The organism is Cohnella terricola, from assembly GCF_007786475.1.
In the GTDB taxonomy this organism is placed as follows: Bacteria; Bacillota; Bacilli; order Paenibacillales; family Paenibacillaceae; genus Cohnella; species Cohnella terricola.
Genome location: NZ_VNJJ01000004.1, coordinates 187,181 through 211,839, shown reverse-complemented (window position 1 = coordinate 211,839; position 24,659 = coordinate 187,181). Strand labels below are relative to the sequence as shown.

Annotated in this window: 18 protein-coding genes; 15 read left to right on the top strand and 3 right to left on the bottom strand. The window is 54.0% G+C overall.

Annotation, left to right across the window (positions count from 1 at the left end; translation table 11 throughout):
- Window positions 1-11 precede the first annotated feature (11 nt).
- Genes FPZ45_RS08900 through FPZ45_RS08845 form a run of 12 tightly spaced genes read left to right on the top strand, consistent with a single transcriptional unit; the run spans window position 12 to window position 16,131 of the window.
- Window positions 12-1,127, top strand: coding sequence for a glycosyltransferase (locus FPZ45_RS08900; protein WP_144700407.1), 1,116 nt, complete (start codon window positions 12-14; stop codon window positions 1,125-1,127).
- Window positions 1,120-2,472 (top strand): hypothetical protein, encoded by a 1,353-nt coding sequence (locus tag FPZ45_RS08895; RefSeq protein WP_144700405.1) that lies wholly within the window; start codon window positions 1,120-1,122, stop codon window positions 2,470-2,472. Before FPZ45_RS08900 ends, FPZ45_RS08895 begins: the two co-directional genes overlap by 8 nt.
- Window positions 2,472-3,656: a glycosyltransferase family 4 protein gene (locus FPZ45_RS08890; protein ID WP_144700403.1), complete on the top strand. Its 1,185-nt coding sequence runs from the start codon at window positions 2,472-2,474 to the stop codon at window positions 3,654-3,656. Before FPZ45_RS08895 ends, FPZ45_RS08890 begins: the two co-directional genes overlap by 1 nt.
- On the top strand, window positions 3,643-4,770 hold the full coding sequence (locus FPZ45_RS08885) for a glycosyltransferase (protein ID WP_144700401.1): 1,128 nt from the start codon (window positions 3,643-3,645) through the stop codon (window positions 4,768-4,770). Before FPZ45_RS08890 ends, FPZ45_RS08885 begins: the two co-directional genes overlap by 14 nt.
- On the top strand, window positions 4,767-5,798 hold the full coding sequence (locus FPZ45_RS08880) for a glycosyltransferase family 4 protein (protein WP_144700399.1): 1,032 nt from the start codon (window positions 4,767-4,769) through the stop codon (window positions 5,796-5,798). Before FPZ45_RS08885 ends, FPZ45_RS08880 begins: the two co-directional genes overlap by 4 nt.
- Before the next feature lie 3 nt (window positions 5,799-5,801).
- A complete protein-coding gene (locus FPZ45_RS08875) occupies window positions 5,802-6,701 on the top strand; it encodes a glycosyltransferase family 2 protein (protein ID WP_144700397.1) in 900 nt (299 codons plus the stop codon).
- A gap of 9 nt (window positions 6,702-6,710) precedes the next feature.
- On the top strand, window positions 6,711-8,075 hold the full coding sequence (locus FPZ45_RS08870; RefSeq protein ID WP_144700395.1) for a lipopolysaccharide biosynthesis protein: 1,365 nt from the start codon (window positions 6,711-6,713) through the stop codon (window positions 8,073-8,075).
- 16 nt (window positions 8,076-8,091) lie between these two features.
- Window positions 8,092-9,051 (top strand): polysaccharide pyruvyl transferase family protein, encoded by a 960-nt coding sequence (locus tag FPZ45_RS08865; RefSeq protein WP_425456999.1) that lies wholly within the window; start codon window positions 8,092-8,094, stop codon window positions 9,049-9,051.
- A 26-nt stretch (window positions 9,052-9,077) separates the two neighbouring features.
- Window positions 9,078-10,475: a sugar phosphate nucleotidyltransferase gene (locus tag FPZ45_RS08860; protein ID WP_144700391.1), complete on the top strand. Its 1,398-nt coding sequence runs from the start codon at window positions 9,078-9,080 to the stop codon at window positions 10,473-10,475.
- A 17-nt stretch (window positions 10,476-10,492) separates the two neighbouring features.
- Complete coding sequence (locus FPZ45_RS08855) at window positions 10,493-11,836, top strand: UDP-glucose dehydrogenase family protein (protein ID WP_144700389.1); 1,344 nt, start codon at window positions 10,493-10,495, stop codon at window positions 11,834-11,836.
- A gap of 32 nt (window positions 11,837-11,868) precedes the next feature.
- Window positions 11,869-15,252: a hypothetical protein gene (locus FPZ45_RS08850; RefSeq protein WP_144700387.1), complete on the top strand. Its 3,384-nt coding sequence runs from the start codon at window positions 11,869-11,871 to the stop codon at window positions 15,250-15,252.
- A 39-nt stretch (window positions 15,253-15,291) separates the two neighbouring features.
- Complete coding sequence (locus FPZ45_RS08845) at window positions 15,292-16,131, top strand: hypothetical protein (protein ID WP_144700385.1); 840 nt, start codon at window positions 15,292-15,294, stop codon at window positions 16,129-16,131.
- Here the strand turns inward: FPZ45_RS08845 and FPZ45_RS08840 are convergent, their stop codons facing one another.
- Both FPZ45_RS08840 and FPZ45_RS08835 read right to left on the bottom strand, forming a co-directional pair.
- Window positions 16,132-16,488, bottom strand: coding sequence for a helix-turn-helix domain-containing protein (locus tag FPZ45_RS08840; RefSeq protein WP_144700383.1), 357 nt, complete (start codon window positions 16,486-16,488; stop codon window positions 16,132-16,134).
- Between the two features lie 156 nt (window positions 16,489-16,644).
- Window positions 16,645-16,992, bottom strand: coding sequence for a hypothetical protein (locus tag FPZ45_RS08835; RefSeq protein WP_144700381.1), 348 nt, complete (start codon window positions 16,990-16,992; stop codon window positions 16,645-16,647).
- Window positions 16,993-17,294: 302 nt separating this feature from the next.
- Here FPZ45_RS08835 and FPZ45_RS08830 point away from each other — a divergent pair, with 302 nt between their 5' ends.
- From FPZ45_RS08830 to FPZ45_RS08820, 3 genes are all read left to right on the top strand, one after another.
- Entirely contained in the window at window positions 17,295-18,119 is an 825-nt protein-coding gene (locus FPZ45_RS08830) for a DUF4097 family beta strand repeat-containing protein (protein WP_144700379.1), read from the top strand.
- 244 nt (window positions 18,120-18,363) lie between these two features.
- The gene (locus tag FPZ45_RS08825) at window positions 18,364-22,671 is read left to right on the top strand and encodes a discoidin domain-containing protein (protein ID WP_144700377.1); all 4,308 of its coding nucleotides are present in this window, start codon (window positions 18,364-18,366) and stop codon (window positions 22,669-22,671) included.
- Window positions 22,672-22,738: 67 nt separating this feature from the next.
- Window positions 22,739-23,743: an S-layer homology domain-containing protein gene (locus FPZ45_RS08820; protein WP_186438303.1), complete on the top strand. Its 1,005-nt coding sequence runs from the start codon at window positions 22,739-22,741 to the stop codon at window positions 23,741-23,743.
- Here FPZ45_RS08820 and FPZ45_RS08815 read toward each other — a convergent pair.
- Window positions 23,738-24,634, bottom strand: a complete 897-nt coding sequence (locus FPZ45_RS08815; RefSeq protein ID WP_144700373.1) for a helix-turn-helix domain-containing protein — start codon at window positions 24,632-24,634, stop codon at window positions 23,738-23,740. The genes FPZ45_RS08820 and FPZ45_RS08815 overlap by 6 nt on opposite strands.
- Between the last annotated feature and the right edge of the window lie 25 nt (window positions 24,635-24,659).

The following is a 24,659-nucleotide window of genomic DNA, read 5'->3' as shown; positions in this document are numbered from 1 at the left end:
GAGGCGAGAACATGGCGAGAATATTGCATTTGTCGGAGTTTACGAAGGGCGGCATCGAAACCCATCTGAACGAAGTATTGAAGCGCCAATCGGAAAATCACGATCTTTATCTGATGGTGGCCGATCGGAATTCCAACCGGGATTCGCTGCATATCCGTTCAGACCGGCTAATCATGTATCCGTACCAAAGAAAGCCGAGTTATTTTCTCAAAGCGATAAAAGCGATCCGCAAGACGGTTAAGGAAATCGATCCGGACATTATTCACGTTCACGGCACGTTCGCGGGAGTTTTCCTGCGGACGTTGTTTTTTTTCCGCAGGCGGAGGCCAGTCGTGATCTATTGTTCGCACGGATGGGCTTTTCTCATGGACACGCAGTCGTGGAAAAGAAAGATCTATGCGTGGGTGGAGAAGGCGTTGTCGCTGCGAACGGATTACGTGATCCACATTTCAAAATACGAATACGAGATGGCGATGCAATACGGGCTGCCGCGTGACAAGTCGGTCATCGTGTACAACGGAGTGTCGGACGCCACTCTCTCCGAGGGGGCGCCGCTGCCAGTCAACAAAGAGAAAATCAACCTTCTATTCGTCGGACGATTCGACCGGCAAAAGGGCTTCGATCTGCTGCTGGACGTGTTCAACAAGCATCAGTTTGCGAACGTCGATTTGTATTTGGTCGGCGATACCGTATTGAAGGACGTCGAGTACCATTATCCGGATAATGCCATCAAGATTGGCTGGGTAGACCACGCGGACATCGATCGTTACATGAAGGCATGCGATGCGGTTATCGTCCCGTCGCGATGGGAGGGCTTCGGCATCGTCGCGATCGAGGCGCTGCGTAACAAGAAACCGGTCATCGCGAGCAATCGGGGAGCGTTGCCGGAAATTATCCACGATGGCGTCAACGGGTATATTTTTGATTTCGACAACAAGGAGGAATTGGCCGGCATTATCCGGTCGCTGGACAGAAGCGTACTGAACGCGATGGGGCAGTCGGGGGAAAAGATTTTCCGCGACCGATTTCATTCGGACGACATGAACGAGCAGATCGAGCATTTGTATGAGGCTGCCGCGAAAATAACGAAATCCCGATATTCCGCCACGGTTAACGAGTATGTCTAGATTAGCCGTAAAGGGAGATAAACCGCGCTTTTTTCTGGGGCTTTATCTCTGCATGCTGTTGGCGCTGACCGTTTATCAGGATTTTCCCTTGGTCAACGTCATCGGGGAGATCGGGAGATCGCCGATGATCTTGCTTTTCCCTTTATTCGTATTTTGCGAGATCGCGATGCTGGCTAAATACAAGAAAGTCATACACGCGTCGAAGCTGCAGAAATATTTGTTCATGTTCATCCTTTATTTGAGCTTTATCAGCTTGGCTTACCTTCTCTTGCAATTTCTGCACGGAAGCTACAGCTTCGGGGATGAGAACCTGCTCGGCAAAGCGGTCAAGGTGCTGATTTACTTTATTTTAATTCTGTTCTACATCAGGCACGTGCAGCTTGTGCTCGCGAAGATCGGCAGCTTCAAAGCACTGTACGGCTGCTTTCTCGCCGCGGTGACGCTTCTGGCGGGCATTATGGCCGTGGAGCTCGCGAGCATTCCGAACGCACTCGCCTCGTTGCATTCCGGCAGCCATCCCTATTGGAGGGTAAGGCTGCTCACCTCGGAGAGCAGCACGACCGGATCGATCGTCGTCGTATACACGGCGATATTGGTCTACTTGTCGCGTTATTTGAGCGGCGCGGCCAAGACGCTGTCCGTAGTCTACGCGGGCGCGTTTTTTCTGTTTTATTTGTTCGTGACGGGCTCGAAAGGGTTTCTGATCGTCAGTTTGCTGACGCTGGTCGTGACAATGGTTAAATTCATGGATTTCAGAAAAAAGAGAAACTTCGTCATTCTTCTCGCCGTCGTTCTGGCCATGTATATGTTCATCGCTTACTTCGCGGCGGGGTTGTTGAGCTCGTTTAATAACGATATCGAGAACTATACTTCGTCCTATACGCGAATGGGGACGATCATTATCGCGCTCGCCACCGTCTTTCACCATCCGCTCGGAGTCGGCACGGGTGCCTATTTGGTCTATTTCGATCGTTATTTGAACGATGCCGTCAGCATGATGTCGCGGTTTTATTACGATACGTTCGGCATCAGCCAGATAAACGCCGGGGAACTGCTGAAATACTCGGACACGACGAAAAACCTGGGCGTCAAATCGGGCTTCTTCCAATGGGTGATGTTCGGCGGTGTCTTCTCGGTCGTGTTTTTCTACCTGCTTGCCAAAAATCTGATCGCCAAAGCGAACTCCAGCATCATTCTGTTTCTGGCTCTCATTTTTATTTTGTTTTCCTTGCTCTTTATCGCGCTTGAGATCAAGTACGAGGTTTGGCTGCTTTTTGCCTTCATCAGCCTCTTCTTAGGCCGTAACGAGACTGACCACCAATCCAATATACCGAGGGTAGCTTGATGAAAATACTTGTCGTATGCAGCGATTTTCCGTATCCCGCCGATCATGGCGCCAGAGTGGATACGTGGGGCAGGGTGATGGCGCTGGCCGAGCTCGGCTGGAAAGTCCATCTTCTCGTATGCGGTAAGCATATGCCGTCCGAAGCGGACATGAGAGCCGTGTATGCCTTCGTCGACGACATTAAGCTATGCGAGAGAAAGAACAGGCTGACGGATGTTCTGAGCGTCGTCCCGATGCAAGTCCGATCGAGATCGGAGCTGCGGCGCGTCGACGTCGACGAGGATTACGATTACGTTCTGCTCGAGGGCGATTACGTATATCCGGTCTTGGATAATCCGAGGCTCGATCGTGTCGATGCCATTCTGCGCGTTCATAACGACGAGGCCGCTTACTTTAAAGCGCTCGCCAGAAGCGCCCGCAGCGTGCTTCACAAACTGTATTACCGAATGGAAAGCGTAAAATTCGCGTGGCTTTGGAAGAAAATGCTCAAGAGAATAGCCCACTATCTGTTTATCTCGAGCAAGGAATTCGAAAGCTTCCGCAAGCGTAATCCGCGGGCGAACAGCCTGTTCCTGCCGCCTCCGGTCACCAAAGCCGAGTTCGGAACAAGCGGGTTCCAACGCAAGAACGTCGTATTTATCGGTTCGCTGTTCATGCCGAACAATCGGGAAGCGATCGAATGGTACCTGGAGCATATCCATCCGTCGATGCTCGAAGACCCGGGTTACCGGTTCATCGTCGCGGGCAACAGCAGGAAGACGAGCTTAAGCTGGCTCGAACCGTACGATCTGACGCGCGTCGTCGTGCACGACACGCCCGAGAGCCTGGACGACATCTATGAAAGCGGGTATGTATTCGTCAATCCGATGCGCAACGGCGCGGGCGTGAAGCTCAAGACGATCGAAGCGATTCAGAACGGTCTACCCGTCGTATCGACGTCAATCGGTTGCGAGGGAACTGGACTCATCGACAACGAGCATATTCTTGTTGCCGATCAGCCGAAGGAATTCCGCCGCAGCATCAAGCAGCTATTCGACGACCCGCTAAGAGCCAGAGCGCTTCTGGAATCGTCGCAACGTTACATCCGGAAGCATTACGACCATAAAGCGGCGCTGCAAGCGTTTATTCATGCGATGCCCGCCAGTTCATCAATCGAAGCAGGTGCTGTGAATGGACAAGGGTAAAATCAACGTCATGTTCGTGACCCACTCGGATAAAAAGGGAGGAGCGGAACAAAGCCTGATTCATCTCATGAATCATTTGGACGCGTCCAAGTACCGGATTTATTTATTAAGCCCAGCCAACACGTCCTATTTGCACGAGATCAAGGCGGAATACGAGCATTTTCCGCTTCGTCTGAACAGCATCAAGAAGAAAGTCGGTTTCGGGTACTTGGAGACTGTCTTGAGGATCAAAGCATTCGCGAAGAACAAACAAATCGATATTATCCACGCGAACGGCTGGCGCGCTCCCTGGTATGCGGCGCCGCTCAAGTACTTGACCGATTGCAAGCTCGTATGGCACCACCGGGATTATTCGCAGTCGGGCATGTTCAACCGCGTGCTGCCCCGTTTTTTCGATCAGGTCATCTGCATCTCGCAGTTCGTGGCGAATTCGATCCGTGGAGACAACAAGACGGTCATCTACAACGGAGTAGATCCGGATTCGGTTGCGCCTGGGAAAAACCGCGCTTTTATGCAGGACGGTACGCTCGTCATCGGGATGTTCGGAAGGATCGTGGAGTGGAAAAGATATCATCTTGCGATCGAAGCGGCGAAGAGGTTGACCGATAGCGGGAGGAGATCCTGGAAGCTGCTTATCGTCGGAGATACGTCGGTCGACGGGTCGGAACAATATTTGCAGGAGATGAACGGCAAAGTCGCCGAATACGGTCTAGAGCATCAAGTGGTGTTTCACGGATACAGCGACAAACCGCTCGAGCTGATGAAGGAGTGCGATCTGACGATCAACTTCTCGCTCAACGAACCGTTCGGCAGGGTCATTATCGAATCGATGCTCGCGCATACCCCGGTCGTTGTGGCCGATTCCGGCGGGGCGCCAGAGATCGTTCGCCGCGCACACGGCGGGTTTATCGTAAAAGACGGTGACGCAGAGGAACTCTGCAGCACGATTGCCCGGTTCTACGACAAATCGGTAGATTACGAGGAACTGTCCAATCAAGGGTATACAGGTGTCCTGAACAACTTCAACATGAACGCGATCGCCCGCCATGTTGAGGACGCCTACGACTTGATGCGTGCTTATCAGGCCGAACCGGTAATGGGAGTAAAGCAATGAAAGTATGGATGTGGCCGAAATCGAGCGATTTCAATGCATACAACGATCTATTATCTGAATCGCTGGGAGACGAGGGAGTCGAAGTTCGGGACTTGAAGCACGGCAAGCTGATGCTCGGGGTAGGTCGGGCGCGGCGAGGAGACATCGTTCACGTCCACTGGATGCATCATGCATACCAGGGCCGAAATCCTGCGGCGTTTATCGTGAAATCGTTCATTTTCACGCTGACATTGATCTATTTGAAGCTGGCCGGAGTACGGCTCGTCTGGACGGTTCACAACCTGTACCCGCACGCAACGAAATATCGTCGGGCAGAGCGATTCATGCGGACGCTGATCTGCCGTTTCTGCCATCGTCTGATCGTCGCATCCGAATCGATCAAACGGAAGGTGATGGCGGAATTCGACGTCCCGGCAAGGAAGCTGATCGTCGTGAAGCACGGGCATTACGTCGGGGTGTACAAGCCGAAAGGGCTCGATTGCAGACGACGTTACGGCATCGGCGAGGATGCGGACGTCTATCTGTTTCTCGGCGCGATCAAAGCATACAAAGGCGTGCAAAATTTAGTCGCCGCATTTAATGCGATCAAGACGGATCGGACCTTCCTGATTATCGCGGGCAAGGCGGATCAGGAGATGGAAACCTATCTGCGGAGCATTGAGGACGGCGCGAATATCGTGGTGGATTTGCGCTTTATTCCGGATGGAGAGATTGCCGATCTGATGAACGCCGCCGATGCGCTCGTCATGCCTTACGAGGAGATCACGACCTCGGGCTCCGCGATTCTCGGGTTATCGTTCCGAAAGCCGATTGTTATGCCGGACAATGACTTCATCGACGAATATTTTCGGGACGGGATGGTCGCGAAGTACGACCCGTGCGACAAGCACGGACTCGCGAAAGCGATGAAGGCGGTGACGGACAAAATCAATAGACCAACGGCGACCGAGTACGATCGGGCGTTAAAGGAATTGAATTGGAACGGAATCGCGCGAAAAACCAAATACGCGTATGAAGGAAGGGGATGAACGATGAAGGCGACGGTGGCGATCTGCACCCATAACCGGGCCAAGGATACGAAAGAGGCGATCGAGAGCGTGCTTGCCCAGAACTTCGATCCGGACGAGCTCGAGATCGTCGTGATCGACAACCGGTCGACGGACGATACGGCGCGAGTCGTGAACGGGCTAAAACGGCAGCATGGCTCGAGGGTGAGCTACGTTTTCGAAACCAGGCTGGGGCTGTCGGCGGCGCGCAACAGGGCGATCCGGGAGGCTCGAGGCGAATACATTCTTTTTCTGGATGACGATGCGCTGGCTTCGAGAGATTGGGTCCGTCATATTGTGGACGTGTTCGAGAGCGACGAAGAGATCGGCTGCGTCGGCGGCAAGATCGATCCGATCTGGGAAGCGGGAGAACCGAAGTGGGTACCGGAAGAGAACCGCGGCGTGTTCACCATTCTCGATTATTCGGACAGCGTGACGGAGATGCCCGCACCCGCGATTCCTTACGGAGCGAATATTGCGTTCCGGACAAGCGTGTTCGGCACGATTCGGCCGTTCCGCGAGGATTTGGGACGCGTCGGCGGCAACCTGCTGTCGAGCGAAGAAAGCGAGCTGGTCGCGAGACTGCGCGCAAGCTATAAAGTCTACTATACGCCGTTCGCGCAGGTGCGTCATAAGATCGCCAAAGAACGAACGACCCGAAGATGGTTCCTCAGGCGGATTTTCTGGCAGGGGGTAAGCGACGCGGTAAAGCGGCGGGACAAGAGCCCGGTCGCCGCCGCGAAACATTCGGTTCGCATCGCGCAGGCGCTCGTCCTGTCGCTGCTTTCCATCTTTCATTTCAGGGCATTCATGAAGCAGATCGTGACCATTTGTTACCGCAACGGCTCGCTTGTCGGCGTCCTGCGATACAGCGGCAGGAGTTGACGGGAAGTTATGGCACAGATCGCCATTCATCGGGTGCGGAAAAGAACCGGGCTTGTTCAGGCGATTGTTCGTACGAGCGCGACGAATCTATCGGTGATGGTTATCGCTACGCTGACCTCGATCGTCACCGCCCGCATGTTCGGCGTCGCCGGCAAAGGAGAGTTCTCGGCGATTATTTTCTGGCCGACGCTGCTTGCCGGATTGGTCGGATTTGGGCTGCCAACCTCGCTTATCTATAACATGAAGCGGAACATAGGCAGCGGCGGAGATTACGTCAGAGCAGGTTTCCTGTTCCAGATTCCGGTCAGCCTGCTGACGGGAATCGTGGCTTGGACCTGGATGCCGGCTTGGCTGGGCAATTATCCGGAACAAGTCGTCCATATCGCGAAATGGTATACAGTATCGATGCTTCCGGTTCTGCTTATGGTGAATCTCGTCTCGGCGCTGGCGCAAAGCACGGGCAGATTCAACCTATATAACGGCGTTCGACTGTATATCCCGTTGTTGAACTTGGCCGGCTTAATTCTACTGTGGGCAACAGGCAGTCTCAGCCTTCGAGACGCCGCGTTGGTATTCCTAACGACAAGCGTGCTGGTTATCGGCTGGTGCTTATACGGCATTCGGGAAGAGCTTCGGATCGACTGGTTCAAGGGGGCTGGAAACCGGCTTGCGGCCAAGGCCCTGTTCGGATACGGCAGTAAAGTATTCGGGGTGGAGCTGCTCGGCACGTTATACGGACAATTCGATAAAATCGTCATCCTGTCGATGCTGAGCGCGAGGGAGTTAGGCTTGTACACGGTCGTTTACGCGCTGTCCCGCGTATTCAATGCGGTGCAGACGGCGATCACCAGCGTCATCTTTCCGAAAGTCGCCGGCATGGAGAAGGAAGCCGTTCTCGCAACGGTCGGCCGGGCGTTCCGGCTATCCATGCTTCTAATGGGGGTCGTCGCGATCCCAAGCATGTTTATCGGGCGTTTCCTGCTGGGCATTCTGTTCGGTACGCCGTTCCTCGAAGCGAGCGGAACGTTCTACCTCCTTTCTATTGAATGCATCCTTGGAGGAGGGTCATGGATTCTGGCCTCCTCGTTTAACGCGATGGGGCGGCCGGGGCTTGTGCTCATTCGGCAGATCATCGCCCTCGCGGCGACGATCGGGCTGATCATCGCTCTGACGCCGGCGTACGGGTTGAACGGAATCGCGCTTGCTCTATTGATCGGTGCCGTCATTCGCCTGGCGGTGACGCTGGCCGCGATGAGGGTCGTATTCCGGGCAAGGTTGAGAAGTTTGCTGTTCGACGCCGGAGATTTCGGTTTCCTGATTGAACGCATTAAAAACAAAGTCCATCGCAAAGGAGCCCATGCAAGTGCAGACTGAACCGAACGTTCATCCGATGGAGACGCTGAAAGAGCGGCTCCGTCAAATCCTGCAAGCGATCCCGCCGGGCTCGAGCATCGACTATATCGATTACCCGGTGTACAACAACGGCGGAGATCTATTGATTATGAAAGGCGCGGAGGCGTTCTTCAGGGACAACAACATTCGCGTTTGCTCGCGCTACAGCGTCCTTGATTTTCCCGATCGGCTGACGATCCCTCTGAATCGGATCATCGTCCTGCAGGGCGGGGGGAACTTCGGGGATCTGTATCCGGTTCATCAGAAGCTGCGCGAGAAAATCGTCGCCAGCTATCCCAGTAACCGGATCGTGATCCTGCCGCAGACGATATTTTACAAGAAAGAATCGGAGTTCGAGCGAACGGCGCATATTTTCAACAAACATAACGATCTTCACCTCTTCGTGCGGGATCCGGTTTCTTACGAGATGGCGACGCGGATGTTTCTCCGCTGCTCCGTCTATTTATCGCCGGACATGGCTCACCAGCTCTGGCCGATCCGTTCCAGAAGCGCCCCGGACAAAAGCTTGCTCCGTTTTCTGCGAACGGATATCGAGAAAACAAACGAGCAGGATCGGCTTGAGGGGGCGGAAGGCGGCGACGATCTGGATTGGGGCAACTTGTACAACAAGGTCGAGAAAAAAGCGATCGGCGTGATCGGCAGAATGATGTCGGGAGGAAGCGGGGTACTGCCGATGCAAACGATCTGGGCCAAATACAGTGATTATTTGGTGAATAAGGCGATCGAACGTTTCGGCGAATATCGGACCGTGCATACGTCCAGGCTTCACGGCCATATTCTGTCCTGCTTAATGGACAAGCCGAATACGCTGCTCGATAATTCGTACGGCAAAAATTCCAACTACTATCAAACCTGGACGAGCGGTATCCAATCCGCCCGGCTAGTCGGGCGGAAAGATGAACCGTCGCAAGCTGCGAACGTGATGCATATCGGCTGACTGCCTACGGCAAAGGAGGAATTCCTATGAAAATCGTGCTGCTGTCGGGCGGTTCGGGCAAACGCCTGTGGCCGCTGTCCAACGACTCGCGTTCCAAGCAATTTCTGAAAGTGCTGAGCAATTCCGCCGGAGAGCGGGAGTCAATGCTGCAACGGGTATGGAGACAGCTCGCAGGCGCCGGATTGCGCGAACATACTTATATTGCCACCGGCAGATCTCAGGTAGAGACGATTCACGGCCAACTCGGAAGCGAGGCCGAGATCATCGTCGAACCGACGAGAAGAGATACGTTCCCGGCGATCGCACTTGCGGTCGCTTATTTGTATTCGGTGCAAGGCGTCGGCTTGAACGAGACCGTCGTCGTGATGCCGGTAGACCCCTATGTGGACGAATCGTTCTTCCATAAGATCAAGGAGCTGGAGCGGGTGCTGGACGAATCCGGCGCCGATCTGGCACTTATGGGTGTCAAACCTTCGCATCCCTCCGAGAAATACGGCTATATCGTCCCGGATCGGGACGGGTTGGACGGAGCGTCTTTCGTGGGCGTGCATAGCTTTAAGGAAAAACCCCGCGAGGAAGAAGCCGCCCTCTTGATCGAGCAGGCCGCGCTTTGGAACTGCGGGGTTTTCGCGTTTAAGCTGGATTTTCTGATCAATATTTTGATCTCCTACAATTTTCCGATTCAGTTCGACGAGATGTCGAAGCAATACGGCAAGTTGCCGAAGACCAGCTTCGACTACGAGATCGTGGAGAAATCCAATCGCATCGTGGCGCTTCCTTACGCGGGATCCTGGAAGGATCTCGGAACTTGGAACACGCTGACGGAGGAGATCGCGACACCGTTAATCGGCAAAGGTATTATCGCCGGAGAGTCGCAAGATACGCACGTCATCAACGAGCTCGAGATTCCGATTACGCTGCTGAACCTGTCGGGCGTGGTCGTCGCGGCGAGTCCGGACGGTATTCTCGTGTCGGACAAAGCGGCAAGTCCGATGATTAAAGACGTGATGAAGCACTCGGAGCAGCGTCCGATGTATGAGGAGCGGCGTTGGGGACGTTATCGCGTGCTCGATTACATGAAATATCCGAACGGGAAGGAAGTGCTGACGAAACGAATTCGCGTCGTGCCGGGCCGCAATCTGAGCTATCAGTACCATCAACTGCGGGATGAAGTATGGACGATCGTCTCCGGTCGCGGAGTGATGGCGCTGGACGGCAGGCGCTTGGCAGTCGAGGCGGGAGACGTAGTCGTCATCGCCAAGGACAGCAGGCATAGCCTCATGGCGGAGACGGAGATGGACATCATCGAAGTGCAGACCGGAACGGAACTCGTGGAAGAGGACATCGTCAGGCTCGCCTTCGATTGGGATGAAATTATGGAAATCTGCCGGAAAAGCTCCGGCGGAGCGATAGCCAGCTTCTGATACAAGGGGGGACTAGAATGAACATCGCGGTTATCGGGACCGGATACGTCGGGCTTGTATCGGGCGTCTGTTATGCGCAGTTGGGCAATCAGGTCGTCTGCGTGGACAAGGATCCGGGCAAGATCGGCATTCTGAATGCCGGAGGAATCCCGATCTACGAGCCGGGACTTCGGGAGATGGCCTCGGCCAACCGATCGGCAGGCCGGTTGACGTTCACGACCGATCTGGCCGGCGCCGTGCGCGGGTCGGACATCGTCATTCTGGCGGTCGGGACGCCCCCGCTGCCGAGCGGGGAAGCGAATCTCGCTTATATCGATCAAGCCGCATGCGAGATCGCGGAGGCGATGAACGGCTACAAAATCGTCGCCGTCAAAAGCACCGTCCCTGTCGGGACGAACGAGAGGATCGCCAGGCTGATCCGTTCCCGTACGGACCAGCCCTTCGCGAGCATTTCGCTGCCCGAGTTTCTGCGGGAAGGTTCGGCGATTCATGATACGCTTCATCCCGACCGGATTGTCATCGGAGCGGACTGCCCAAGCGCGGGGGATACGATGGTTCAGCTGCATCGGCCGCTGACGGAACGAATCGTCGTTACGGATATCCGCAGCGCGGAGATGATCAAGTACGCGTCGAACGCGTTTCTCGCGACGAAGATATCGTTTATTAACGAGATCGCCAACATCTGCGAGAAGGTAGGCGCGGACGTAACTCGGGTGGCGGAAGGAATGGGCTATGACCAAAGGATCGGTCCCGCATTCCTGAAGGCGGGGATCGGCTACGGAGGCTCCTGCTTTCCGAAGGATACGCACGCGCTCATCCAGATCGCCGGGCACGTCGATTACGAGTTTAAGCTGCTGAGGTCGGTCGTGGAAGTGAACCGGGATCAGCGCTTCAACGTGATCCGGAAGCTGGAAGCGATTTTCAACGGCGAACTGCGCGGTAAGACGGTCGCCGTATGGGGGCTCGCGTTTAAGCCGAACACCGACGACGTGCGTGAGTCGCCCGCGTTGGAGATCATTCGCCATCTCGTCGACCACGGCGCGAAAGTGAAAGCCTACGATCCCGTGGCGATGAGCAACTTTCGAGGATTGTTCGGCCACGGCGGCGGCGTCATCTGGTGCAAAGATGCGCTGGAGACGGCGCGCGGCGCGGACGCGCTCTGCCTGCTGACGGAATGGGACGAGTTCGCCCGGATCGACCTCGGGCTGCTGCGACAATCGTTGAACCGTCCGATTCTCATCGACGGGCGCAACGTGTTTCATGAAGAAAGCCTGCTCGGCACGGATTTTATTTATTATTCCGTCGGCCGACCGAGCTTAAATCAAGGTGCAAAAGAGCAGATGCCTGTGCTGCAGTTCTAAACATCAATTATTCCTAATCAGAGGTGAATGAAATGACCATTGGTAAAAAGATCGCGATATCCGTAATGGCGGTGTCCACCCTTGCGACGACTCTTGCAGAAGTGCCGTTAAACCGACAATCGATCGGGGAACGTTACGGATGGACGAACGTCGCGAACGCGGAACAAACGCCCGCCGTTGACGATTCTCTGTTAACGGAAGAGCCCCCTGTCATCGACGAGACGTATCTGCCCGGAGAAGAGTCAGTGATCGGCGACCCTGATCTGGAGGTAGAACCGCCATTGATCAACTTCCCGATTGTGCCTTGGGATCCTATAATGGTACCGGTAAGCGCTCTGCCTTCAGGAGCGTTTCTGGATCGCATGAACGAGCTGTACGCGGCGCTCATCGCCGGCGATCCGGCCGACGTTCAGGATGTGCGGAACTTGCGGGATGAGATCGCCGGACTCGACGAGACGGCGAATTTGCATCTGATCGATCCGATCTGGAACAAGATTAGCGCCAAACTGCCGCCGTCCGTCGACCAAACGGAAATGAAAGCAAGCTTATTCAGGCTTGTAAAGGCGGTTGGTTCGATCCGCTACGACGCAGGGGCTTCGGACTTGGAAGCGATCCGAACGAATCCGGAGTTTCGCGCAGTGATGAAGACGATTGCGGCGGCTGCCGGAGAAAACATCCAGATGGACGATTTTCTCGTGTTCATGTTCGGCGACGGCGGCAGCCGGAAAGGCGTCGAAGGCACGATCGCGGACTTGCTTGCGGGCAAATCCTCCATGGAACTGCTCCTGTTGCTCGGGAATAAGCAAGGGATCGTGGAAGTATTGCTGCAAGCGACTGAAAGGCTGCTTAACGATACCAACGCCTATACGTTCAGCTCGATCCTTCAGCGTTTTGGAGTGACACCGCAAGACGTGCGATCCACGGTACTGAACTTTCAGGCCAAGCTGAAGACATCTCAGCCCGCGATCAACGCGATGACGGTCGCCTATATTCGGTCCGCGGCGAAAGCAAACGCCAAGATCAGCCTTGAGGGACGCATGCATGAATATACATTGAGCGTATACGGAGTGGAAGTGCCGTCCTTGGTGCTTCAATGGACGAAGGTGTCCGGAAGCCCGGACGTGAAGGTGCTGCCTAACGGTATCGTTACGCTCGCGGACACCGCGGCCAACGCGTCGGTGGTCATTCAGGCGAGGCTCATGAATCCTCTCGGAGGTTCGTCCAAAGTCATTTTCGAGAAAGAAGTGACGTTAACGGCTGAAGTCGGAGAAGAAAGCCATTTTCCGGTTGAGCTATTCCTGGAACGGATGAGCAAGGTACATGCAGCCCTTGCCGCGGGAGATCCGTCCGATCTGGAGAGCGTCCGCCAATTGCGCGCTGAAATCGTCGGACTCGATCTCGCTTCGAATGAGGCTTTAATCGCGCCAGTGTGGAACAAAATCGCGTCCAAGCTTCCGGCTTCCGCCGATCAACAAGCATTAAAGGCGGGGCTGTTCGAAATCATGAAAGCGATCGCGGCATTGCCTTACGATCCGGATCCGGCGCGGATCGAAGCCATTCGCACGAATCCCGAATTCCGGGCTACGCTTAAGGCAATCGGGACGGCTGGAGGCGAGAGGTATTTCGTTATTGACGATCTGCTGATCTACATGTTCGGCGATTTCGACACCCGGCAAGGTGCGGAAGGACTTATGCGGAACAAGCTGGCGGGTATGACGCCGAGCGAATTGGCAGGGCTGCTGGGGGATAAGCAAGGATTTGCGGCATTGCTGCTTCAAGCTGCAGCGGAATTGCTGAGCGATACGGGGACGTATAAAACGAGCTCGGTCGCCGGTGCGATGGGAATTACGGCGCAGGATATCGGAGCCGCGGCGCTGAACTTCCAGCTTAAGCTGCCGCATGCCGAAGCGGCCAGTTTGGCGTTGACCGTCGCGTACTTGCGTTCCGAAACGGAGGCTTCCGTGGTCGTAAGCGAGGACGGACAGCAGCTTCAATACGGTTTGAAGGTGTTTGGCATTGAACTCCCGGCTGACGTACTTGAGTGGAGCAAAGTTTCCGGCAGTCCGCTCGTGAACGTGGAGCCGAACGGTACTGTTTGGATAGCTGATGGCGTCGACAGTGCTTCGGCCGTTATTCGAGCGAAGCTCGTCGGCCCGAACGGCGGCATAGGGAAAACTATCTTTGAGCAAGAGGTTACGCTAACGGCTAAAGAAACGAAAGGCGACGTATTCCCGGTGGAGCAATACTTGAAGCGGATGGCGAAGATTCGCGAGGCGCTAACGGTCGGCGATCCGGCGGATACGAAAGATCTTCAAAAACTGCGTGACGAGATCGCCCGACTAGATCCGGTTAAGGATCAAGCGCTTATCGATCCTTTATGGAAAAAAATCGCTCCGAATCTCCCGGCGTCCGTCGACAAAACGCAGCTCAAGCGCAGCCTGTTCGACATTTTCAAAGCCGTCGGTTCGTTCGTGTACGATCCTGAGGCGGCGGAGTTGGATGCGATAAGGACGAACCCGGAATACCTGGCGACGCTGAAGACGATCGCATCGGCCGCTGGCGTTAAGAACGTATCGATGGACGATTGGTTGATCGTTCTGTTCGGCAACGGCAAAGGCCGTGAAGGCGTCGACGGTACGATTCGCGACATCGCCCGGGGAATGAATCTGAAGGAGCTATCGCAACTGTTCGGCAATAAGAAAACCATCTATGCCGTCATTGATGAAGCGATCGTTAAAGTATTGTCCGACAAGGAAGGTTACGCGTTTAGCAAAGTATTATCCAATCTGGGCGTCGTGCCGTCTGATGTATTAGCTGTCGTTCACCAATTCCAGAATAAGCTGAAGAATGATGAACCAGCCTTCTCTGCCATGTCCGCGGCTTATGTCCGTTCGGAAGCGGAAGCGACGGTGAAAGTATCCCAAGACGGATATCAGCATGAGTACGGATTAACGTTCCAAGGCATCGCGATCCCTTCGTCCTCGCTGAAATGGAAGAAAGTATCCGGCAGCAAAGACATCAAGGTGAATGCGAACGGGACAGTCACGCTGGCCAAGAAAGCCTTGCAAGGAACCGCCATTATTCAAGCTAGTCTGGTTAATCCGTTCGGAGGCAAGGCGAAGGTCGTATTCGAGCGGGAAATCTCGCTCGGTCATGGCCCGGAGGAGCAGATTCGGCAGATCATCCAAGATCTTGAGGCCAAATTGGTCTTAATCGAAAACAAGCTCCGGACCTCCAAAAACGATTCGCAGAAAGTAAAGTTGATCTTAGACGCGATTCAGGCAGGCAATCAATCCGCCGACGCGGTCAAAAAGGTGAACATATCGAACGAAGCCAAGGAAGAAGCGATCAATGAAATCAAATCCCGCGTACAGACAGTGCTGAGCCTGATTCTCGCAGATTTAATCAAATTCTGATAAGAGTCCCGCGCGGATAAAGGCGGTGTTGAACCAACGATGGGAGAAAAACGTATTCGCAAGAAAAGGCGACGTCGCCGGATCCGTAAACCCGATACCGTTATCGTCGTCTTGGCTTCGTTATGCGTCCTTCTGACGGCCATCTGGGGCGGGTTATATTGGAAGGAGAACTCTGAACGGGCGTTGAGGGCGGCAGGAACGGGGCGAACGATCGATTCGCAGAAGATGAAAGAGGCGGCGAACTTGCCGCCTTTTTCTTTCGGCGCGACCTCCGATCCAGCTACCGAAGAGCTGCTGCCAACTGACGATTCCGTCCCTCGACAAGAAGAGGCGGAGAAGCCGACATCCCGGAATCTGGCAAAGCCGGATAAGGCGAATGGCTCCGGTTCCGGTGCGATAGGGCGGACGGCGCCGGAAGAAGCGGATTCGATCGATGCCGTTGAAACGAATCCGATTGCTTCGGAAGAACCGATTCCACCGCAATCCACTGGCATAAGCGGGTCCCAAACGGAATCGACGAACGCGACCGATGCCGATTCGCCCGATAATGCGACGGAAAAATACGAACATGAAATTTTGCGCGTTCAAGCGATGTGCGAAGAGGATATGGACGAGTTCGTAGACGGAGCTAAATCGAGCTTTCAAAGGTTGGATAAGAGAGATCCCGCGGCCATGCTGGCCTGGAATGACAAGGCGACGAAAGAAATGGCTGCCGCGACGTCCGATTGCGAAGGCAAGTTCGATGAAGCGATTCGAAACGCGGAGAAAGATTCAGTAATACCTGTCATCATTCAAGAGTGGAAACAAGATTTCATATCGTTGAAGGAGAAACTCCAAGAAGAGTCGAAACAAAAGCTGCAACAATTAAACGCTGGTTAGCTAATCTTCCTTTGGAGGGGTGCGATCGCGGAGTACACGTTCGAGCAAATTGCGAATCAGCTCCAGGTCGCCCTTTTCCAAAGGAACTCCATCCCAATGCAACTGTTCGTAATTCAAATATTCTTTGGCATTATGATTTAACTCTGCTGGCGGTTCGGGATAATCGCTGAGCCCCAGGAGATAGTCGGTCGACGTGCGAAGTTTGCGGGATATCGTCTGAATGGATTCCAAGGTGGGCTGGCGGTATCCCGATTCATACCCTGCGTACGTGCTTTTGGCAACCCCGACGTAGTCGGCCACTTCCTGCATCGTCAATTTCCGCTTTTTTCTTAACTCCTTGAGTCGCTTTGCGAACATGCGCTCTCCCCCCTCTGGACGCCTGCTGCGGTGTTTTCCTTTATTTTACCGAAACCTTAATGTTCTCGTTAACAAATGCAGACCTAATTATAGCATGTTTACCAAGTGCTTGCACCCGGTGTATCCGGCCTTCCACACTTTGGCAAGGTACTGCGCTTATTTCGATTTTGAGATCCAGACGCCCGCGAAGACGATCGCAAGACCGAGCGCGGTTTTCCAGTTCGGCGTTTCTTTTAGAAAAATGAATCCCATCAGCACCGATACGAGAAGTTCGATTCCTTTAGACAAAATCAAGGCAAAGGTTAACGTGCCGAGTGCCTTGACCGTGAATTTAATCCCGTATCCAACCATGACGTTGGCCGCGAAGAAAAGTGGCAGCAGCTTCGCTTGATACCAGACCGTCGACCAGAAGGCGGGATCGATATGTTTGCTTTGATACGCGAATACGGTATTGATGGCAAGAAGTCCCCCAAGCAGGAGCGCAATCGCATATACAATCGTCAAACCAAAGCCCCCCAGGATCGATTTCATCGTCAACACTAATCTCATGTTTCCCAAGGAAAACATTTTTAGCCGTTCACAAATCCCGTTAGAGCACCCGCAAAAGGCAATCGCGCGGCTGTAACGGTCTGAGAGACCGTAAGAGAGTGCGCGGACAGGGTTCTGGTGGCTGTAACGGTCTGATTAGCGGATTCCAGGGGAAGCGGTCCTCGACTCAAGTCCAGTGAGCTTTCGGCCGCAGGGCCGTAGAAAGCGGAAGCTCCTTGCCACTATAATGAGGTAAAATATGGACGCGGGGGAACGGAATGATGAGAAAAAACCACCAAATCGCTAAACTATTCGCGGTTGCCGTATTGGCGGCTGCATTAACGACCGGGTGCGGAAGCAAGGTGAAGTCGGTAACGGATAAGTTCGAGAATTCCGTCATCGGCGAAGATTCGGGTTCGGGGAAGCTTGTATCTCTGGGGAAAAAATCTTTCGGGCAAGGCGAATTCGACAAACTTCTTATTCGTACGGACGCGATGGAAATCGAAATTGCGGAAAATTCGGGAAACTTTGCGGAAGTAGAGCTGTTGGTTGACGACAACATCGCCAATCAGTTTACGTTCGATGGAGACATCCGCTCGCGGGAATTAAATATCGACGTGAAGGAGAAATCGAAGCTATCCGTCAAAGATCAAACAGGCCAAAGAAAGCTGCGAATCTCGCTTCCGGACAAGACTTATCGCCAGTTGACGGTTAGGAACGCCTTCGGAGTCGTGCAAGCCTCGGATGTCAAAGCCGAGCTCATAGAAGTGAAAGTCGATGCGGGCGCGATTAGATTAAACGGGGTTTCCGGGAAAATGGATCTGAAAACGAGCGCAGGGGAAGTCACCGTGGAAGGGATTCGCCTTGACTATGATCTGAACGCCAAGGCGGATGTAGGCAACGTTACCGTCCACTTGAGCGAATCCCCGAGCAATGCAGAAGTCCGTCTCGAAAGCGAGGTCGGGAAAGCTGCCGCGGATTTGGAGCGGATCGAATACAGCGTGAACAAGTCGAACAAAAAAGTGGGGACAATCGGGTCCGGAGGCGTTCGTTTATCGGTCAACTCATCGGTTGGCGAAATTTTGGTCGATGTCCAAAGTTAAGTTGTTCTTAGCAGTGAGAGGGCTGTCCCATAACGGGACAGCTTATTTGTTGTTTGGGCGAACGGCTAGCATTTTCTCTCATACTAAAAAAATGAAATATAGTTATAGAAAAATCAAACTTGTTTACGCTTACTTTACCAATTTACAATAGAATTGCGCGCAACAAAATGTATCATTGTCTTTGAACATACGGCCGAAATCATACTGTCGAATCGGATCCGAGAGACCCAAAGGAGGCAATTGATTGAAAAAGAAATTACTGTCCGTCATTGTCGCACTAACCGTTATGCTTAGTTTGTTCACGATTCGACCCGCCGAATCCCATGCAGCGGGAGCTCCGGTCAGCGATGCTACAAACAGTATCTTCGGTCCTAATGTTTATGTGTTTGATCCTTCCATGCCGATAGCGGATATTCAGGCGGCCGCCGATTCCGTTTTCAGCGCACAGGAAAAGGCGGAATTCGGCACTAACCGGTATGCGCTTCTGTTTAAACCGGGAACCTACGATAAACTGAATGTGAGAGTTGGCTTCTACACGCAAGTATCCGGATTGGGACAGAACCCGGACGATGTCACGATTAACGGCGGGGTCAACGCGGATGCCAAATGGGATAACGGAAACGCCACTAGAAACTTCTGGCGTTCGATTGAAAACTTGAAGATCAATCCGCTTGACCTGACCAAGAACCCGCCCGCTAAGGTGGAAGCGAAATTCGCCGTTTCGCAGGCGGCGCCCATGCGCCGCGTACACGTAGCCGGGAACCTCTTCCTGTTTGATTTCGATAATAACTGGAATGCGGGTTGGGCCAGCGGAGGCTACATTGGCGATTCGATCGTAGACGGAACCATTATCCCTGCTTCTCAGCAGCAATTTTTATCGCGAAACGATCAATACGGTTCGTGGTCGAACGGCGTGTGGAATATGGTGTTCGTCGGAGATTCGAATCCGCCTGCCGGAAAATTCCCGACCGATCCCTATACGGTCATCGATAAAACGCCGGTGATGAAGGAGAAGCCTTATCTCTATATGACCGACGCCGGGGAATACCGCGTCTTTGTTCCGTCCTTGCAGAAGGATGCGAAAGGCGTCAGCTGGGCTAACGGCCCAACGCCAGGCAAATCGATATCGATCGACCAATTCTACATTGCAAAGCCGGACACATCTTCGGCTTCGGACATTAATAACGCATTGAGTCAAGGCAAGCACTTGATCTTCACTCCGGGCATCTACCATCTGAACCAGACGATTCATATCACCAAGCCGGATACGATTGTTATGGGGCTCGGCTATGCGACTATCATTCCGGATAATGGGCAAGTGGCGATGAAGGTGGACGATGTGGACGGCGTTAGCGTTTCTGGACTGCTTTTCTTAGCCGGACAAAATAAATCTTCCTCTCTGATGGAAGTCGGTACGGTCGGCAATGCAACCAGCCATGCCGCAAATCCTACGCTTCTATCCGATCTATTTTTCGGTATTGGCGGACTCGCGGCGGGATCGGCGGATATCGGCCTGCAAATCAACAGCAACGACGTGATCGGCGATCATTTCTGGATTTGGCGAGCGGACCACGGCGCCGGAGCGGGCTGGGACACCAATGTCAGTAAGAACGGGTTGATCGTCAACGGAAATGATATCACCATCTATGGTTTATTCAACGAACATCACGAGGAGTATCAAACGCTGTGGAACGGCAATGGCGGCCGATTATATTTCTATCAATCGGAAATCCCATACGATCCGCAGAGGCAGGAAGATTGGATGAGCCACAACGGAACGGTTAACGGATACGCTTCCTATAAGGTGGCCGACAGCGTAACGACTCATGAAGCTTGGGGGCTCGGCATTTATTCCTACTTCAGAGATGCCGCTGTCAAACTGCAAAACGCAATGGAGGTCCCCAGAACGGAAGGCGTTAAGATCCATCATATTACGACGATCTGGCTGAACGGGGTAGCCGGAAGCGAAATCACGCATATCATCAACGACACCGGTGGCCGAGTGTATGCCAATTCGCCGGAAAGCGCGATGCGGCAAACGGTGACCGACTATGTATCGGGAGACACGGAGCCGCCTACCGCACCGTCTAACCTGCAGGCAACGGCGGTATCCGGCAAGGAGGTTAGCCTCGCTTGGACCGCGTCGACGGACAACGTTGGCGTTGAAGGCTACGATGTTTACCGTGACGGAACGCTGATCGGTTCCACGACTTCAACCACCTATAGCGACTCGGGCGTCCAAGCCAAAACGACATATTCCTACACGGTCATTGCCAGAGATTCTGCGGGCAACCGGTCCGCGTCCAGCAATGCCGCGAGCGTAACGACGCCCAAAGAGTATGTATCCTACAATCAGGGCGACTGGACAGCGACAACCGCATTGCGCAGCGCCGATGCCTATAAGCTGATTGACGGCAATCCGGCCACGGTATGGCAGACGGGCACGCCGATGAAGCCGGATGAGGACCAATTCTTTATCGTAGATATGAAGCAGGCTCGAAAGTTCAACAGGCTGGTCATCAGTTCGCTTGCCGGAGACTATGCCCGCGGTTATCAAATTTTCGTGTCGGACGACGGGACAAACTGGGGAAATCCAATCCTGTCCAACGACGCGAACACTGCAGCATTGTTAACGTTGGATCTTGACCAGACGATAAATACCCGTTACATCAAAGTGCAACAGACGGGAACATCGACGAGTTGGTGGTCGGTGAACGGATTCGCCGTCTACACAGATACGGAGAAGTCTCTGAATCGAAGCGCCTGGACGGCGACGACAAATCCGGCTAACGACAATCCTGCCAATATGTTCGACGGCAATATGTCCACCCGCTGGTCTTCGGGCGCGCCGATGGTTCCGGATCAATCTATCGTCATCGATATGAAGAAGGTTCAGAAATTCAACAAGCTCATCATGGATTCGGGTACTAGTTCCGACTATGCCCGAAGTTTTGAAATCTACGTTTCGAACGATGGCGTCGAATGGGGCAACGCGATCGTCACCCAATCGGCGACAGGGCCGTACGTCGTTGCGGATTTTGCGGATCAGACGGCCAGATACATCAAGATCGTGCAGAAGGGCACAAATTCGAGCTGGTGGTCGATCTTTGAATTGAACGTCTATAGCGACAGTTCAACATCGATACCGGTTACCGGCATCGCCGTAACCGGCGCGAACGGCGCGAACGCGATTACGACCAATGGCGGCACGTTGCAGATGCGCGCGGAAGTGCTGCCGGCCGATGCAGACAATACGTCGGTAAGCTGGTCGGCAGCGAATGCGGACGGTACGCCGACCGACAAGGCGACGATCTCGAGCAGCGGCTTGCTGACCGCAGCCAATAACGGTCAGGTGAAGGTCATCGCGACGGCAAACGACGGATCGAACACGAAAGGCGAAGCGTTGATCTCGATCAGCGGACAGAACGCAACCGCAATCGCTGCGACGTTGCTCGGTCCCGAGGCTGTTCTGCGGCAGCAGCCGTTCGATCTGACCGTCGGTGTAAGCAGATTGGCTTCGAAGTTTACGACGCTTAATGTCGTCCTGAATTACGATCCGGACAAGTTGGAATTCGACACCGTCACGAACAGCGATCAAACCCTCATCTTGGCGGATAGCGCTTTGACTTCGCTTAAAGACCATTTCGTCGTGCTGGGCACAGCGCTCAAGGCGGATAAGGGTCAAATTCTGATCATCATGGCCAGCGAAGGAGACAGTCATGCGATCCAGACGGTCGGAGACCTACTGGCTGTCCATGCTAAGGCCAAGGCCGGAGCCGCATCAGGAGAAACGACGGTTTCGTTGTCGGATTTCCAAGTTTCCTACGCGGGTTCTGCCGAACCGGTTGACGGAGTCTCTCTCGGCATTCAAATTACAGACGCGGATAAGGCCGCGCTGATCTCCGCGATTAATGCCGCGCAGAGCAAACATGACACAGCGACGGAAGGCAGCGCGATCGGCCAATATCCGAGCGGAGCGAAAGCGAAGTTGCAAGCGGCGATCGACAGCGCCAAGGCGGTGCGTGACAATGCCGCGGCAACCGAGCAACAGGTCGCAGATGCGCTGATTGCACTGAATGCGGCGGTCAAGGCGTTCGATAATTCGAAAAACCCCGACCCCGGCAACATAGACAAAAAGGCGCTGACAGCAGCTATTGCAGCTGCCCAAAGCAAATACAATGCAGCGGTTGAAGGCACGAAGCTCGGCAAGTATCCGGCGGAAGCGAAAGCGGCATTGCTGGCGGCTATTAACTCCGCGAACGCGGTGCTGAACAGTACGGCGGCAACGCAATCGCAAGTGAACAATGCGACTGCGGCTATCAATTCCGCACTGCAAACGTTCTTGACGAAGATTGTTACGCTGGTACCAGGCCAAACGAGGGTCACAATCAGCGACCTGTCCATCATTGCCAAGTATTACGGAACGACGTCGTCGGATGCGAACTGGAGCGAGATCCAGGCTGCCGATATTTTCAATAGCGGCAAAATCGACATCCAGACGCTGGCGGCTGCGGCTAGAATGATTCTCGACGGTTGGTTGCAGGAAAACTAATATCCCGATCGGGGAGGATGGCGTAACTTCCATCCTCCCTGATTCGATGGAAAGAGGAATGAAGCCGATGACTCGCAAATTAGCAAGTCTATCTATGGCGTTGTTGCTATGCCTGCCTTGGATGCTGCCGCAAACGACGCGAGCCGCGGCTCCCTCCTATGCCCTGATCGCGAGCGATAAAGCCGATCTGGGCAGCGAAATTCAGATCAGCGTTAAGGGAACGAATCTTTCGGATGTATACGCCTACGAATTTAACCTGGAGTTCGATGCCAGCCGGCTGAAGTTTAAGGAAGCGAACGGAGCACCCCAAGGATTCACCGTACCGCCCATCGTCAAAGGAAACCGTCTCACCTTCGCCCATACGAAAGTCGGCGAAAAGCCCGGCGACAACGGGAACTTGAAATTTTTTACGTTAACGTTCAAAACCATCGGCGGGGGAAATGCCGCGATCGAGATCAAGGATGTGTCACTGGTCAATTCTAAACTTGAGAAAACGACGCAAAACGCTGGCGTGCGAATTTCCGTCGCGATCGGCAAAGCCCTGCTGAAAGATATGGCCGGGCATTGGGCGGAAGCGGCTATTCAAAGAGCAGTTAAACTCGGCATAGTCACCGGCTATAGCGACGGGACTTTCCGGCCGCAGGCGCAGATAACCCGCACCGAGTTCGTCGCGATATTGGCGCGCGCGAAACAATTGACGTTAGAAGAAACCCCAGAGCTGTCGTTCGCCGATGCGAGCCAAATACCGGCATGGGCAAGATCTTCCGTTTCGGCTGCGGTCAAGGCTCAATTCATTAGCGGATACGAGGATAACACCTTCCGCGGCAATCAGCCGATTTCCCGAGCCGAGATGGTCACGATCTTCGCTCGCGCATTTGGTCTCGCGACAGATGCGGCAGCGAAGCCGGCTTTTGCCGATGCGGATCAAATTCCGGTCTATGCGCAGAGATATGTTACGGCAGCGGCCGAAGCGGGTCTGATCTCAGGTAAAGCGAATAATCTGTTCGCATCCAATGACAAGGCTACCCGGGCGGAAGCGGTCGTTACGATTCTTCGGCTAATCAAATCATGAAGTTGTTTGCTCGGCATAATGCCGACGGTATTGTGCCGGTGTCAAACCAGTTGTTTCTTTGAATATGCGGTGGAACCGCTTGAGATCGGGAAGGCCGGAGCGCGAAGCGATATCGGCCACCGTAAGGGAAGCCAGGAAAGGATCGGTCAGCAGCTGACGGCTGCGGTCGATCCTTTCTTTACGCAGAAGCGCGGTGAATGAGAGCCCCATCCGCGCCGTCAGGTCGCGTTGCAGCTGCCTTTCGCCGATGCCAGCGTGCTTGGCTACGCATGCCAAGGTCGGTTTCTCGTGAAGGCGATCTCGGATGTACAGCAGCGCGCGATCGGTCCGGTCGGAATCGGCATTGTCTTCGGCGGAAGCGTTACCCTGTTCCAAGGTTCGCTCCATGCCGATTAACAGTTGCAGCAGGAGGCCGACGAGCATCGTCTCGAAGCCGGTGCGCTTGTTCTCGAACTCGGCGTGAAGCGAGTCGAACAGCCTGCAGAATTCGCCGGCTTTCTCCCGCATATGCAGCCATCGCCCGGGCTCGGAGACGAGATGGAGAAATCGGTAAAGGCCGTATTCGGCGGGCAGGACCGAAGTCAGGAAGCGGAAGATTTTCTCGTCGAAAATACAATTGACGATCATAAGCGGTTCCTTCGCCTCGGGAGACGACGGTCGAAATATATGGCTGATGCCGACCGGCAGGAAAAACAAATCCCCCTGGGAAACGCGGATCGTCTCGTCGCCGATGTAATGAAAACCGCTTCCCGACCAGACGTAACAGATTTCGATGAAATCGTGCTCGTGCTCCGGAAGGTCGAATCGCTCGTTGACCCTGTTGACGTAAATGTTCAGTCCGTTATGGAAAAACAGTTCCCCCTTTTCTAACCAGACAGCCGATTTCCTCATAATTCGCCCCTATTCCGTTTTCGTT